This window comes from Pedobacter alpinus (genome assembly GCF_042684645.1).
GTDB lineage: Bacteria > Bacteroidota > Bacteroidia > Sphingobacteriales > Sphingobacteriaceae > Pseudopedobacter > Pseudopedobacter alpinus.
In genome coordinates this window covers 1-15592 of the sequence record NZ_JBHULV010000033.1, presented here as the reverse complement: position 1 = coordinate 15592, position 15592 = coordinate 1, and the positions used below count along the sequence as shown (strand labels likewise).

12 protein-coding genes are annotated in these 15592 nt (G+C 33.8%); all 12 read right to left on the bottom strand.

Annotated features, from left to right (window positions below):
* Positions 1–78 precede the first annotated feature (78 nt).
* The 12 genes from ACFSSE_RS10605 to ACFSSE_RS10550 all read right to left on the bottom strand — a co-directional run bounded on the left by ACFSSE_RS10605 (position 79) and on the right by ACFSSE_RS10550 (position 15498).
* Positions 79–1584, bottom strand: a complete 1506-nt coding sequence (locus tag ACFSSE_RS10605; protein WP_379044438.1) for an alpha/beta hydrolase — start codon at positions 1582–1584, stop codon at positions 79–81.
* 241 nt (positions 1585–1825) lie between these two features.
* Positions 1826–2593: a LytR/AlgR family response regulator transcription factor gene (locus ACFSSE_RS10600; RefSeq protein WP_379044435.1), complete on the bottom strand. Its 768-nt coding sequence runs from the start codon at positions 2591–2593 to the stop codon at positions 1826–1828.
* A complete protein-coding gene (locus ACFSSE_RS10595) occupies positions 2590–3624 on the bottom strand; it encodes a sensor histidine kinase (protein WP_379044432.1) in 1035 nt (344 codons plus the stop codon). The genes ACFSSE_RS10600 and ACFSSE_RS10595 overlap by 4 nt, the downstream gene beginning before the upstream one ends.
* Positions 3625–3702: 78 nt before the next feature.
* Positions 3703–4449, bottom strand: a complete 747-nt coding sequence (locus ACFSSE_RS10590; protein WP_379044429.1) for a hypothetical protein — start codon at positions 4447–4449, stop codon at positions 3703–3705.
* 370 nt (positions 4450–4819) lie between these two features.
* Positions 4820–5221: a hypothetical protein gene (locus ACFSSE_RS10585; protein ID WP_379044426.1), complete on the bottom strand. Its 402-nt coding sequence runs from the start codon at positions 5219–5221 to the stop codon at positions 4820–4822.
* 3 nt (positions 5222–5224) lie between these two features.
* The gene (locus tag ACFSSE_RS10580; RefSeq protein ID WP_379044423.1) at positions 5225–5953 is read right to left on the bottom strand and encodes a hypothetical protein; all 729 of its coding nucleotides are present in this window, start codon (positions 5951–5953) and stop codon (positions 5225–5227) included.
* A 524-nt stretch (positions 5954–6477) separates the two neighbouring features.
* A complete protein-coding gene (locus tag ACFSSE_RS10575; protein WP_379044421.1) occupies positions 6478–7863 on the bottom strand; it encodes a Sau3AI family type II restriction endonuclease in 1386 nt (461 codons plus the stop codon).
* Complete coding sequence (gene dcm, locus ACFSSE_RS10570) at positions 7835–9133, bottom strand: DNA (cytosine-5-)-methyltransferase (protein ID WP_379044419.1); 1299 nt, start codon at positions 9131–9133, stop codon at positions 7835–7837. Before dcm ends, ACFSSE_RS10575 begins: the two co-directional genes overlap by 29 nt.
* Positions 9123–9449, bottom strand: coding sequence for a helix-turn-helix domain-containing protein (locus tag ACFSSE_RS10565; protein WP_094411997.1), 327 nt, complete (start codon positions 9447–9449; stop codon positions 9123–9125). The genes dcm and ACFSSE_RS10565 overlap by 11 nt, the downstream gene beginning before the upstream one ends.
* Positions 9450–9947: 498 nt before the next feature.
* Positions 9948–11141, bottom strand: coding sequence for a hypothetical protein (locus ACFSSE_RS10560; protein ID WP_379044416.1), 1194 nt, complete (start codon positions 11139–11141; stop codon positions 9948–9950).
* A gap of 3 nt (positions 11142–11144) precedes the next feature.
* The gene (locus ACFSSE_RS10555) at positions 11145–14072 is read right to left on the bottom strand and encodes an ATP-binding domain-containing protein (protein WP_379044413.1); all 2928 of its coding nucleotides are present in this window, start codon (positions 14070–14072) and stop codon (positions 11145–11147) included.
* Positions 14073–14382: 310 nt separating this feature from the next.
* A complete protein-coding gene (locus ACFSSE_RS10550; protein WP_379044410.1) occupies positions 14383–15498 on the bottom strand; it encodes a ligand-binding sensor domain-containing protein in 1116 nt (371 codons plus the stop codon).
* Positions 15499–15592: the final 94 nt, after the last annotated feature.

Sequence of the window (15592 nt, the reverse complement as noted above, 5' to 3'; positions counted from 1 at the left end):
TCCGGTTCCGTTCAACCACGGTTTCATTGTTGGCTCTCCGAGCCCAACGAAACCTTAGCTGTTAGCAGCTGTATTTCGTCACTCGTATCCATATTTTTTTAAAAATGCTTTCCTTAATTCGGATACTTTCCCAGAAAATCGTCTATCAAACCAAATATGATGCGGTGCTCCTTCTAATGTGTGAAACTCAAAATCATTACCCAGTTTTTCCATTTCAGCTGCAAAAGTTTGTGCTGATGCATAGTCAACGCTTTGGTCATTAGTCCCATGAATGATAAGCATAGGGGGAAGCCCCGTTCTTAAAAGATGAATAGGTGATATTTTCTTTGCCAAAGATTTGTCCGGAAGGTCTCTGGTTATCCAATCCGTACTACTTTCAGAATACAAACTGTAAACCCCAGCATTAACCAATAAAAGATTTGGTGTAGCACTGTAATTCAAATTATCGCTCTCTTCATTCCATTCGTTTGCCAAGGCAGTTGTTAAAACCAAATGTCCGCCTGCTGAATTTCCTGTGACAACAATTCGGGTTGTATCGATATTGTAAGCGTCTGCGTTCATTCGTAACCAACGGATAGCACTTCTGGCATCCTTTACTGCTTCAAACGGTGTTGTTTCGTGACGGTCTGCAAGTCTATATTCTACGGATATGCCAACCCAACCTTTTTTTGCATAGCTTTCGCAACCATAAAAAGCCCATTCGGGATTTCCCTTTGTCCAGCTACCACCACTGAAATAGACCATTACTGGGCTTTTCTTATTTTTATCAATGGTGTCAGGAAGAAAAATATGGATGTCAAGGTCGTACCCGTCAACTGTTTTATAGGTTTTTATAAGATGGTCTTTTCTCGTATTCGAACTTTCTGTATAAATCGAGTCTATTGTTTTCTTGTAATCTTCGTTTTTGCAAGTGGAAAGGAATTTAGCAACTATGTCATTCAAATTTTTGGTACCCCAGTCCTCCATATGAGCATAGATATAATGGTACTGCCAAAAATCTTTACACTCTTGATTAGAAAAATACTCCGGGATGATGTTAAGATAAGATTGAAGTCTTTTATTATCTGATTTTTTATATATCTCTTTCTTAACTTCAACTGTAGATTTATGTCTTAAAAATGCTTCCACGTATCCTTGAAAATCTTTACTTGCTAGAATATTAGGATTATTAAAATCCTTTAAGTGACGATTTAGTTTTGATTGGGTAGATTTTGATAATCTTACCTTTTTACCCGTATGATTTTCATGAAAATATGGGTAGTCCAATATTATCCTGTCAAAAAAATACGAAATATCTCTTTGTTCATTAAGGATGAAATTTTTGTCAACTGTTTGAAAAGACGTGGCATATTTATTTACCATTTTCATGAAAGGTTGTTGCAGGGAATCAATCTTTTTTAGGAACAAGGGTTCATTCAAAGAATAGATTTCGGGTCTGTTTGGATAATAGGCTTCAGCAAACGCACCGCTAAGAATTCCCATATCCGTATTATACGCTTTACGTAATGAGTCGGCATTATGATTATCTTGTCCAAAACAAGTAAATACTAATAGGAAGAAGAAAGTTGTCAAATGTATTCTCATAATTTAGATTCTGTTAATGTGTCATTTTTTAATATGGCTGCTAACGTCCCGCAGCTTGGCGAAGGAGCGGATTAGAAAGAAGGAACTTACAACTTTGCACCAACCTGAGCAAAACCATTTTTTCTTTTGCTAAAAGACAAAAGTCAGCAAAAGAAAAATGGTTTTTGCGGATTAAATGTATAAAAGTTCAATCTTGCAATAAACCCGCTCTTTTGCCAAATTGCTTGTTGTGCGATCGCTCTTATTTTTCCATCCATTCTCTAAATAATGTCGTTTGGCTTTGGCTTGTTTTTACATAATTGTTATATCCTTTTAGTTTTATTGAAAGAGAATTTTTATTGTATCGTTCTATTTTTTCAATATATTTTTTCTGGATAAGTTCACCACGATTTATTCTAAAAAAATCGGCTGGATTGAGTTGTTTTTCTATTGCTGTCAAAATCGTTTCGGAAAGTAAATGCTTATTGCCCTTTTCATCATATGCAAAAATCACCCCTTCATTCGCTTCAAAGAGAAGAACGTCTTTCGTTTCTAAGAAATAAATACTTTTATTTTTGTGAATGGTAAAACGCTCTTTATATTCATTTTTCTGAAAATTTTGTTTGATGAGTTTTGTAAGTGCCTGAATTTGATGATTTGCATCTGAAGACGTGTTTTTGTACCACAGAAATTTATTCCAAGCTTTCTGAAAACGTTCTTTAGAAAAGGGCTTTAGCAGATAATCAATGCCGTTTCCTTCAAAAGCATCCATCCAGTATTGGTCATAAGCCGTCGTAAAAATAATAGGACAGTTAACGGAAATCTGACTATAAACTTCAAAAGCATTACCGTCCAGCAATTCAATATCTGAAAAAATAAGGTCGGGTTGATGCTGTTTCAAAAATTCAACAGCGGATTGTACCGTTTCTAATTTCGCTATGATTTCAGTTTGTGAATCCAATTCTTCAATAAAACGTTTCAGTTTTTTCCTTGCCGGAATTTCGTCTTCTATGATAAGTATTTTTGTCATACGTTTTGATTATGGATGATGGGAACTTCAACCGAAAAATAATTTTTCGTTTGATGAATTTGTATTGGTTTTTCAGAAAGTAAACTGTACTGTTCTTTCAGGTTCTTTAATCCTCTTCCTGATACAGTTTTACTGTTTCGCTTCAGATTTGTATTGTTGGAAACAGCGATGTTTTCATCGATTTTTATTTGGATACAAACCGGATTCCCTTTTGTTCCAAGATTATGTTGAACAGCATTTTCAACGAGCAATTGTAAGGTCAAAGGTACCATAAAATCTTTTATGATGCTTTTGCACTCGATTTGCAGTTGATAAGCGTCATTGTATTTATGCTGAATGAGCTTAAAGTATTGCTGGACAAAATCAATTTCGTCTTCAATGCGGACTAATTCTTTATCGGTTGACTGCAAAACATAACGATAAATTTCTGCAAATTCATTTAGGAAGTCAGATGCTTTGTCTTTATCTTCTTCGATGAGCTGATCTAGTACATTCAGGTTGTTGAACAGAAAATGCGGATTGAGTTGTGTTTTCAATTGATTGATTTTACTTTCTGTTATCGCTTTGTTGTACATTGATATTTTTTTTTGCTGTTTTTTATTGATCAGATAGTAATAATAAGCAAGAAAAAAAACGCCATAAACCAAACCATCCAAAAAGTTTGAGAATAGCGAGAGTATAAATGTCTGTTGATTAAAATTTTTCTCAATGTTGTCAAACAGAAAAGCAATTAGCAGTCCAAAAGTGTTAGTAGCGAGTAAATAAACAAAAAGTGAAGCTCCAGAAATTTTGAATAAAACTTTGAGGCTGAGTGTTTCAGATTTGTTCCATTTTTTGATAAAGAAAAGCATAATTAAAAACAAAACTCCTGAGCCTATCAGTGAAACTAAGGCTGCGTCGGGTGTAAATGTATAAGCATTTATTTGTTGCCTTACTATGATGCGTATGTAGATAGACTGTACATAGGCAAATAGCAAAATGAACAGTAGAAAATAACGGTTTTGATATATTTTTTGAGTGAAATTTTTCATCTAATTTTTGATGTTGCAATTTATAAAAAAATAGCCCTATAGTATGATAGAGCTATTTTAGTCTTAATATTAATTTGCCTAATTTGTCTTTTGAGGGAAAGAAGCAATTGTGTTTCCTTTCTCATCAAAGAAATCGAGCTTTGCATTGTTTTCTTTGTCCACATAAAACATTGCTCTTGGCATTCCTTTATCATCAAAGAGAAAAAGACCGTTGTTTTGGCTTTTTGATTTTCCGAGCATCACACGTGGTACTCCACCTATCAAACCCTGTTGCTCATATTGTTTGTATTTTTCCTGCATTGCTTTAGGATCCTTTTTACGAAGTTCCTCCAGTTCCTTCATAATTTCTGCAGTTTTTAATTGCGATTCTTTACTTGGCCGGTCGTTAAAAGCTAACGTACTGCTCACAAATCTATTATCGCCTTGCCCTGCATCCTGAGTAAGCAGTTGCATCACTTGATCTCCATCATATTGGTCGTATGTTAATGAAAGTCCAGAAGAATGTCCATTTTCAGTTTTCTGCCCATCATAGATAAATCCACCACATTCAATACCATCTTCATTAAAAAATAACATTCCTGAACGTTTTTTTCTTCCCTCATTGGTCGGTCTGAGATTTATTATGTCAGTTCCATTAGGGAAGCGTTCTACATTTGTAATGATCATTTTTACTGTTCCGTCTTTTTCTACGATGTTGATTCTCTCGACATCTATTTCACTAAATTTTTGGTTGCCTGTTTTTTTAAATGCAGTCGATGTAATAAATGTAATTCCTACAACAGTAGCAATTGCAAAAGTTCTTAAAAATACTAGTTCTTTGTTCATCTTTTTAAATTTTAAAGTTTGATGAAGCAAAAGTATTTTGTAGTTATTTCTTTCTCAAGAGCAAAACAATGAATACAGGAAATAATCGGTTGAGCTAAGGAAGATTAAACGTGAGTCGGTTTTAGAGTGTCGCACAACGATTGGCGAATTTGTGTTATAATGGCATAGAAAGCAAAAACTTGTCTGCCCGTATAAACTTAGTTAATTGCGATGAAATAACATAAAGCAGTTCAGCCATTATAATACAAATTTGTGGTTATGGGTAGATGTGTAATTTTCCAGATTATATTCAAACACCCCACCCATATTCATTTCTGGCAGTCAAAAATAATTTGCTTTATCTCTTGAATTTATCTATAAAATGAGTGGTTTAATTAAAATCACTTGCAGGAAATAATTGATACCACTGTTTGTCGCTATTATTTTGATACATGACTTCTATCACGGAAAAATCATCCAAAATTTGCTTTACTGTTGCTTGAAATTTAATGGATTTAATAATGTAGTCAGTGTTTTTGTCAAATCCGTACAGGCAGGAGAATTCCCCTACAACGTTTAGTTTGTCTTCCTTTGATGTAACATCGAGTATAGAAATACTTTTAAATTTACTGTTAGGATAACTACGTAATACTGGTCCAAAATAATCATATTTAACAATTTCATTTTGTATTGATTCCTTAAGTTTTGTCTTTAAATAATCCAAACTTGTTTTTTGCGCAAAACAAGAACAGGCCATATTTATTAGTAATAATGCTAGTATAATTTTTTTCATTTTTTAGTTGTTTTTATTCAGGGTATGAATTTCTATGTTTAATTTCTCAATTTTCTCGATTATAGAACGTGGAGTGTCCGGTTGGGTGTAAATACCCAAAATAGATTCCTGAGGTATAGATATTTTATATCCTTTTATGTAGTCCGATTTATTAGGGATATTAGAACCTCCAAGAATTATTCTAAGTTCATTTTGAAAGGAGTAGTTTTTGTTTAGCCTAGTAAATATTTTCAAAAACAATTCATCTCTTAGTTTATCGTCGTGTTCTATTTCTTTTAGGGATTTGTATAAATTTCCATCTTCTGTTGCCTCCCATAAAATATCATGACTACTATACTTTTTAAATAAGGTTGGGTCGGTTAAATACTCTATCTTTTTAAAACAATCGCCTAACCCAAACTTAGACTGAAAATAAGTTTTAATAATATCTTTGTCATAAGCAATGAATAATCCATTGTGTCCTTGTGGGAATTTTTTCCAAATATTTACCTGGGGCAAAACTGTTGTAAAGCAACATATCCCAATTAAATTTGATTGGTTAATAAGTTCATCATTGTTCCCGAACAAACGAGTAAAAGATTCTCGTATATTTTCATTATTATTTATGAATGAAGCAAGGTTTGCATCTTCACTATCTTTATATTCGGCAGGTCGAGAAAACCATAGATATGGCTCTTTTAATTCATCTATTAGTCTATCGGTCGCAGGTCGCAATCTGTAAATACTTGGCATTATAAAAGTTTTATAGTGAAATATAACCAAATGTAAATTTTAGTGGAGTAAATAAAAAAAAGTCGGTCAAGAGTTTCTTTCGCTCTGAAAATTATTTTTAGAAACATTAACTTTTCTGGCGCTTTTTGTTCGGTATTATTTTTTTTTGGTCGATTTTGTTAATTTTTTAAATGTTTTTTTGTCAATTCCAATTTGATCGTTTGCATTGAGAAAATTTTCATTAACTGATGCGTTTCGTTCGGGGAACATTTACCCATAACGGTTTCGGGCTTGGCGAAGGTGGCGATTTTCACCACAAATGTTGATGCGGAGAACCAAACTTTGATTAACCACAAATGTGTCTGCGGAGCACTGAACCGCCACTTTTGCCAAACCCGTGTTAGCACTTCGCCCTTCTTTTCTGTCGTGGTTGTTCGTTGTCATTTCGTGTCTGTCTTGGTGCGTTGGCTTGGTGGCTCTTTTGCTGTTTTTTGCCTGGCTTTGTGCGGTTGGAAAAACTGCAAATGTGCCACCAAATGCGTTGGCTATTTTAAATAAATTTCATCTCTTACATAAGTGTTGTTAAGCCAAAAACAGTGTTTCGTATATTCTTTTGCTTTCGTCAATTTGTCTCTGGTCGGCAAAGGATAAGTGTCTGCTGCGTTTGTTGCGTGTGGTCTAACGTGTGATACTGAATTGAAAGATTTGTTTGGAAAGTTTGTGTAACGTGTCGACCCGATTACTTCTTTAACGATTTTACCTTTTGAAACTATCTCTTTAGTTTTTACCCAAACTTTTTCCGCTTCAAGAATGTCAGCATAAGGCATATTCCAAAACTTAACTTTTCTCAAAACTAATTGCTCGTTTTCAAATTGGAAAAACACAAACAAAAATTTATGCTCTAAAATGTCTTTAAAATTAGAGTCGTCCCATTCTTCATTCACTATTTCTTCATATTTGAAATTTGGAAATGAAATATCCTCTTTCGGTAAATTGTTTTCTTTCAGTCTTACTGTTTTTACTTTTATTTCAGCCTTTTCAAATTCCTCGATTTCCTTGTCTAATTCAATTCCTAAGATTGCTTTTGTAAGGTTAGCATAGAAACTTTTTGCCGTGGTGTTTATTTGAACTCCTGTGATAGTCAATATTTCCTCAACTGTCTTTCCGTAATATGATTTGAATTTGGAAACTACGATTTCCTCAATTGTCAGCTTTTTTGCAACTGCAACTGATGGAATAAGTTTACCATAAATTCCTGTTGCTTCATTGGCAATTGAAGCAATAATGTGATTAACATAACCTTGTTTAAGTGAGTATGCTCTTTGTTTTGCAGGAATGTCGTTAAATGGTTGCTTTCTTGTTGAGTTGGCATTTGCACCTTTTGTGCAAGCACCTAAATAAAATGTATCTCCTTCTGAAAGTTCGTGTGCTTTTCCGTCAGCAATTTTTTGTTTGATTAACTCCCAATCCTTTTTTATGATTTCTAAATCGGTGCTTGGAAAATTCCATTCATCTACAAGCTTTATTAAATAATCAAGAATATCGTAACCTGCTTGATGTAAATAGAAAATCAAAAGAATGTTTGCATTCTTTTTCCAAAAATCACTCTCCTCAAATTGTTGGTTTATAACTTCAATATAATTGATAATGTTTAACACTAATCGTTCTTTTGAACGATACTCATTATTTCTCAACTGTTTTAAAGGAGAGGTTTTGAGTTCCATTCCGATTTCAGAAAAATCAGCTTCTGATTTGGAATTTGGATCATAACCAAAATAAAACTTCTCAAGTATTTGTCCGAAGTTTCCTTTACCTGTGTAGTTGTGTTCTAAAATACGTGGGTCGCAAATCTGTCTTAAAGTTTTCCCTTTAAGCAACTTAGTGTAATCAATTACTGATTTTTTATCTTTCGGATTGTAAGGCAACTTCATTCGTGATTTTCTGATTTAAAGCAATTCCAATTTTTTCTATTACTCCAACAACTAATGCGTTACCCATAAAAAAAGCTCTTTTTGTGTCTGAAACTCCGTCAAGTTTTGTATGGTCGTCTGGAAACATATTTAATCGTTCAAGTTCAACTGGTGAAAGTCTTCTGTAACCTTTTGGAGTTTGAATAACGTGTTTAAATCTTGATGGAGATTTCCCTCCCTCACCGGTTATAATTGTTCTTGAAGGTTTGTCTAAAGGGTCGGGGAAAATCATTCCACCTTCACTGTAATTGTATTCAAAACCTTGTGCGTTTGTCCGCATTTCTTTTTTCGGTCCTTTTAAATACGCCCATTTGTCAAGGTCATTTTTGTCAATATAAAATTCTGATGTAACCTCTCCATTTTGAATTAGGTCTCTCAATATTGTGAAGTCCCCCTCATAGTTGGGTTGTGTTTTTATGGTTGTAACTAAACCATTAATCATTACTCCTGTATTTTCAAAAAGTCCTGTCGTTCCGCCTTTGTTGAAATTTTCAGAAATTGAAACAATATCTCCTTTGAGTTTAAATTCTGTTGGAAATAATGTATTTTCTGACGTTACGGGAAATGCTTCTGCTAAAGTTCCTTCTTCCAAAATCCATTCTGTTGGTGTAACGTCTTTTATGCTTTCATAAATGTTAGTTCCTTTGAGATATGCCAAAATAAAAATTCTTCTTCGTCTTTGGGGCATACCAAAATCTGCTGCATTTACAACTCTCCACTCAACAGCATAATCAAGTTCATTTAAACTTTGTAAGATAATTGCAAAGTCACGTCCTCTTTGTCCCGATGGTGAAATTAGAAGTCTATCAACATTTTCAAGAAATAAATATTTTGGTTTGCTCTGTCTTTCAGAAATTATCTTGTGGATGCTCCACCACAAAACACCTTTCTTTCCGATAAGTCCTTTTGAATTTTTTAGCGTTGTGGCAACCGAATAATCTTGGCAAGGAAAACCGCCTACTAATAAATCGTGGTCGGGAATTACCGAAACATCAACTTGCGAAATGTCTTCGTTTGAATGACCATTTTTACCAAAACGATTTTCATATACCAATGAAGCGTGTTGCATTTTGGTAGATGGTTCCCATTGGTTGCTCCAAACTATTTTGTAAGGTGATTTTATCCCTTTTTTGTAAGCTGATGATGCAGATTTTCCATTCCATCCTTCAAGTCCAAGTCGAAAGCCTCCAACACCTGCAAATAATTCTACGACTTTAATTTCATTTTCCATTGTGAACAGTTTTTAGATATTTCACTTTTTCCTCAGCAACTTTTAAGATACTTAAATCTGCTTCCTCGTCAAGAATTTTGTAAGCGATTTGATCACTTAAAAAATCATTCTGCAATTCTTTTTCGTCAACTTTAAAAAAGTCAGCAACTTGCTTAATAATTTGCTTTGTCGGCTGTCTTTCGTTGCGTTCAATCTTAGCTAGAAGTGAAGTGTCAATACTAATTTGCTCTGAAACAAATTTCAAAGTCAAGCCCGCTTCCTCTCTTAGATGTCTAAGATGTTCTCCAAATGATTTTGTTTTCTTTATCGTTGCCATATTGGTCAAATAATGTCCAAAAATAATGATAAAAAATTAATGGACAAAAAAAGTCCAAAGAAGTTTTCAACAAAGTTTGGGTGGTGGGTGGGCTTGGGTGTGTCGGGCAAAATTAAATGTGTTGTTTTGGGTCGGCTTGTGGAAGGGAAAACAGCTCTTTTAATTTTGCGAAGCGTTGGCATTTTTCTGTTTGTTTGTTGTCGGTCGTGTCGGTCTTTTAGGGTGAGTGCTAACGGTTTCGGGCTTGGCGAAGGTGGCGATTTTCACCACAAATGTTGATGCGGAGAACCAAACTTTGAGTAACCACAAATGTGTCTACGGAGCACTGAACCGCCACTTTTGCCAAACCCGTGTTATGCCTTCGTTCTTTTTTCTCGGTCGTTATTTGTCTGTCCATTGTCGTGTCGTTGTGCGTTGGCTTGGTAGCTCTTTTGCAGTTTTTTGTTTGGCTTTGTGCGTTAGGAAAAACTGCAAATGTGCTACCAAATGCGTTGGCTTTTATTTTGTCTTTAGTTGAACTGCTTTTTCTTTTTTGTCTTCTGTCGCTGGTAATACTTTAAATTCCACTTCTAATCCTACCGCTATTTTTTTAATAATTTCTTCTGTCGCATTTACTCGAAAGTAAATTGATTTGTTGCCGTCAAACTTGATGAAACCGTCTGCACCCTTTTCGTCATTATGTAATATTCTGTCAATTTTTCCCGTTTGTCTTTGGGTTGTATTTTGTTTTGGTGCTGTTTGTTGTGGATTAAAACTGCTCCAGTATTTTTTTAGTTCTCTTTTTAAATCGGGTAATTTTTCAATTGTGATTTGCTCAAAAGTAAATTGACTTAATGCCGAAGAAACAGAATTTGGAACGTTCCATTCTTCTTGTAGTCTCAATAGTTTTGATAACGAATAATGTTTAAAGGATAATTCCTTTTCATCTTTTAAAGCCAAAAGTTCAGCGATTAATACAAGTAAACCAACTTTATATTCAAGGTCGCCAAAATTGTTGATTGCACTTATTGCAAACTTGAAAGCCTTTTCATTATCTCCGTTTTCCTTATAGATTTGAGCAACTTCGTTTTGAATAAACCATTCCTTTTTACGTCTAAGAATTAAAAGCAATTCATTTAGTGCGTCAGCAGAATTGCCAAGATGTTTTTTTGATAGTGCTATTCTTCTAGCAAACCAAACATCATTTGAATAGTGGAATTTTTCAAATGATTCAAGAGCAACTTTTGACAAATCGAAGCATTCTTGATAATGTTGCGTTTCAAATAGTGCTTTTGTTTTAAAAGCAAACCAATCTTCTTTGCTTGATGCAAGTTCCATTGGCTTCTTTTCTCCTTTTCGTTCAACTTCTATGGTTCTGCATTCGGTGTCTAGTGAATCTACAGAAACTAAATCACAAAACTTATTTACGACTGTCCAATTTACAGAGGGTTTGTCTTTGAATTTTTTGAGCAAATATGAAAAGTTCTTTGGCTCTAAAACCAATTTATGTTGCTCAATGAAATTGAAAATAACATCATAATGATTTGTTTCAATTAAAGCTGAAATCATCTCATAAACGATGTATTTGTTTAATCCGATTTGTTCAGGTGTAAATTCATTTTTGCCATCTTTGAAATACTTTAATGTCTCAGCAAATTTTTTCTCTTTGTTGAGTTTAGATATAGCTTGACTAAAGTCGTATAATGAAGCCATAATTTACGCTTTGATTTGGTTAATAGCATTTATGAAAGTATTCCATATTGCTTGATTTGAATAATACTTTGCTGTGATTTTGCTAAAAGCACCATCTCCATTATAATCAACTTCTAAGTCAATTTCTTCATTTTCTTTGCTAAACAATTTGATTCTATCCTTGAAATTGGTTTGAATGATTTGAGTAAAAAATAAATTGTCCTGTTTCAGAACGTTTGAAAGAATTTCATACTGGTTCTTTCGCCAAAGGTCTTTGACAATGCCAAAATCAAAGGAAATACTTTTTGATTTTAGATGCTCAATAATTTCACTCCCAAAAGCATTATCGCCACCTGCCAAAGTTGGAAATCTGAATTTTCCTTGACCATTGTAACTGAATGAAATTATAGTTGTTTTTGTATTGCTTTTTAAATGGTAACGTTCTTGCCAGTTTAGGTTTTCAACTCTTTCTATTTCTGTGTCAATTAATTTGCTTAAAACAAAATCTTTAAATTCTGTTAAGCGGTTTTCCGTTTCTTGGCTTTCGGCAATGTAGAAAAACTCGTTCGTTGCAATAGCAGTATTACTATCAACAAATTCAGTTTTATCAAATGGGCTTATTGGCTTATAGTTGATTAAGGACACCTTTTTCCTTGCTCTACTAATTCCAGTATAAAGCCAGCGAAAATGATTTTCGTTTGTTGTTCCTGCTTTTTCAACATTGAAAATTACTTCTTGCCATTTATAAGACATTGATTTATGAACTGTCATTGCCCACCCAAAACGCAAAAAGGCAGAGTTTTTAAATTTATAATACTCGGTTGATGGGTCTTTTCTTAATATTGATTCAATATTTGAACGATGCTTTTTGCTTACGGATTTAAACAACCTTTTCTGTTCTCTTATTTTTTCATCTAATTTAGTTTTGACCTTTTCTCCACTTTCAAGTTTTTGCTTTAAATCTTTAATTTCAGTTTCCAGCAAAACATATTTTTCTGATTTTAGAATTTCCGAATATTCGGTTGTATTTTCAAATGGATGCGACTTTAAATATTCAGCGATGTATGAGTTCAAGAGAATCTTGAAAGCTACAATTTCATTTTTTGATAATTCAGCTTTTGCATTTATCCTATAGTTTTCCAGACTTAAAACAATTGCTTTTTGTCCAGTTTCATTGAGAGTTAAAGATATTTCTCTAAAAGTTAGAACTGTTGATTCTTGGTTCTTTTTGGTTTTTATTGTCTTTTCTATTGGAGTATTATTGACTCCTGTTATTGTTGCGAACTGACCGTTGTAAACCTTTTTTGGTTCAGCAAAAGGGTCGTTTATATCTTCAATAGAAATGTTGTTATTGAATAGAACCAAATCATTTATGGCAATATCTTGTCCGTTTTTGATTATTGATTGTTTAATCCAATAATTTACTTTTTGTGATTCTTCGTTGCTGAAACATAGAATATGACACTCAGTTTTATCGTGGATAATATCAGAAACCGCCTTTGTAACATCTTCTTTTTGTAAAAAGCAAAAACTGTCGTCTGCAATAAATTGAAGTGAATTGATATATTTAGTGCGAATTTTATCAACGCAAAACAATGCTTCCTTATTGATAACAGAAAAGTCGGGTTTGTCTAATAGTTGATAAGCGTTGGTTTTTAACTTATACGCTTCTTCTAAATACAAAGGATTTAAAGGCGATTCATCAGTTTTTCCTAGTTGAAGTTGAAACGGGTCGCCAATGAAAATTATTTTTCTTTTTGTATTTGTTGAATTTGTGAAGCTCAAAAAATCTTTCAGCAAATAACCAGTGCCAAAAATTAAATCAATGGATTGATTAAATGAATCTGAAACAAGTTGCGATTCATCAACGATGAATAAAGCATTTTCTGCGTTATCACAGTTTTTTAAAGGAATTTCTTCAACTTGTAATTCTTCTGAATCATTCGTTTCGTCTATTTCTTCGGTGTTCTCTTTTTCTTTAGTTTGCTCGTCTTCTTGCTTATTGTTTTTTTGTCCGCCATATATGTAGGAGTAAATACTATTCACTCTTTCTAATCCACCAATTGTAAGTAAGTTATTTGCTACTCGACTTGACGAAGCGAAAATTTCAGTTTCCTGTATTCCCAGATTGTAGGCAACTTCTTGAATGAAAGGAATGAGAAATGATTTGCCACTATTTGCAGTTCCTTGTAAAACGAAAATTTGTTGTTCGGGATTTTCTAAAAATGCTTTGATTTCACTTAACGCTGAATGTTGGTCAGCATACAACTTTTTAAAATCAAGTGTTACCGATTTATCGGCAAACACCTTTAATTTATCTTCAAGTGGTTTGTCGTCAAACTTAAACTTGTCGGCACGAAATACTTTTTTAAAGGCATCATAAGAATTTGGCGAAATGTTTACATCCTTGTCGGAAACATCAATAATATCCAATAAGCCTTCAAGGAAGGTTATTTTGTCGAGAATGAAAAAGTTGAGTGCTTCGTTTGATGGAATTCGTCCGTTCAATTCGGTTTCTTCTTGAAAACAAATTATTCTTACTGTATGGTTTGGATTAAATATGTCGCCTGTTTTCAGGTCTTTTTGAATGTGCTTGTTGTAAACTTCTGAAAATCGTCTTTTCTGATTTTTTAATTGAATGAACGGATTTATGGAACTACCGCCTTTGATTTGGTCGCCTGTTGCATTTGTCCAAATACCCATTTCAAAATTTCTTTCGTTGGGGAGATTTATTTTGCCACTAAAATTTTTGAAGTCAATAATACAAACTACTTGGTCGGTAATAAGTAAAGCGTCAATTTGAAGTCTTTCGTCAACTTCACAAAATGGGCTTCCAATTAGAAGTCCAGAACGTCCATTGTCAGCAAAAGATTTATGTAAGTGTCTTGCAAACTCTCTGAAAAATGTGTTTTCATAATTCTTTGAGTATGTGTTTTTTCTAACTTCTAACATATTAGTGAATTATGAATGTTGTCGAAGTGCGGTTGGGGCAAAAGCAAATGTGCTGCAAAGCGTTGGCTTTGTGCGTTGGGTTGCAGCTCTTTTGATTTTGCCGAAGCGATGGCTTTTCTTTCATTTTCCTGTCGTTTGTTTGTAGCACTGTCGTCTTTTTAGAATGAGGCATAACGTTTGGCAGCTATAAGAAGTTGGCGATTTCGAAGCACTGAACTTTCAATCTGCACTAAAGTTTGATTGAAAAACTGAACTTCATTTAACCACTGAACCGCCAATTTCTTATAGGTGCTGTTGTGCGTTCGTACTTTTAAAATCTTCTTTCAAAAGAATTGCCATTGAATCGATATACACCACTTGGTTCTTTTCCTCCAAACCACAATTCTCCTTGTTTGCTTTTATGTATAGTCCAAATTTGTTCACACGGGAGTCCATCCTTTTTAGTAAAATTTTTCACGGAATTGCCATCATATCTCCAGACACCAGAAGAATATACAGTCCCAAACCAAATATTCCCTGAAGCATCCTCTCCAATGGAGAAAACCTGCTCAAGAGAATTGCCTTTGGTGTCATCCTTTTTCAGTTTTTGTTGGTCTGTGAAATTGATTACTTTTTCCCCATCATATTTCAAAACACCAATTCCATTATTACCAATCCAAAGATTCCCTTTGCTATCTTCCATTATACTGCGGATATGTAAAAAACCAGTTTGTTCGTTTAGCCCAAGATATTCATTGTCCATTATTTTAAAATTGGAGCCATTATACCCAATTAAGGCACCATAAGTTCCAAACCAAACAATTCCATTTTTACTTTTTACAAAAGGTGTTGAAATTGAATAGCCGCCTTCCTCTCCTAATTTTGGTTTAATTGGGAAGGTGCGGTAATAAAGATTTTTTCCGTCATATTGATACACACCCGGATTTCCTTCAAGTTTGTTGATGCCAACCGTTTCATCACCTTTAAACCAAAGGTCACTGTCATTAAATTTCCACTCGTTTTTTGCCTTATAATCTCGGTCTTTGGAAATGGTCATTTCTTTACCATCATATTTACTTAACCCAATTCCACATTCAAACCAAATTATGCCATTTTTATCTTCATAAATGCTCCTTACTTGATTGTTACTTAACCCGTTTTCTGTTGTGAAATATCGGAGTTCTCCATTGTGAAGTAAACCCACTCCTTCGTTGTAACTACCAAACCAAATATTTCCCTTACTATCTTCTAAAATTGAACGAACTCCTGTCGTGTATTTCAACCTTATTGCATCAGTTCCACTTTCAACGGATTGAATGTTATTTTTAGCCTGTACTGTCTTATTTTCCTTATTTGATTGACTTTGATTATTACAAGAGATTGCTACAGTAATCAAAAATGTGCAGCAAAGAATAAAAATGTTTTGACTATCTAATTTCACTTTCATCGGAAGGGTGTTTTTTAGTATGACGCACAACGTTTTGCAAGTTTAACTTGTGCCCGCTTTTTTGCACTAATTTCCGCCCAAGTACAAACATAAT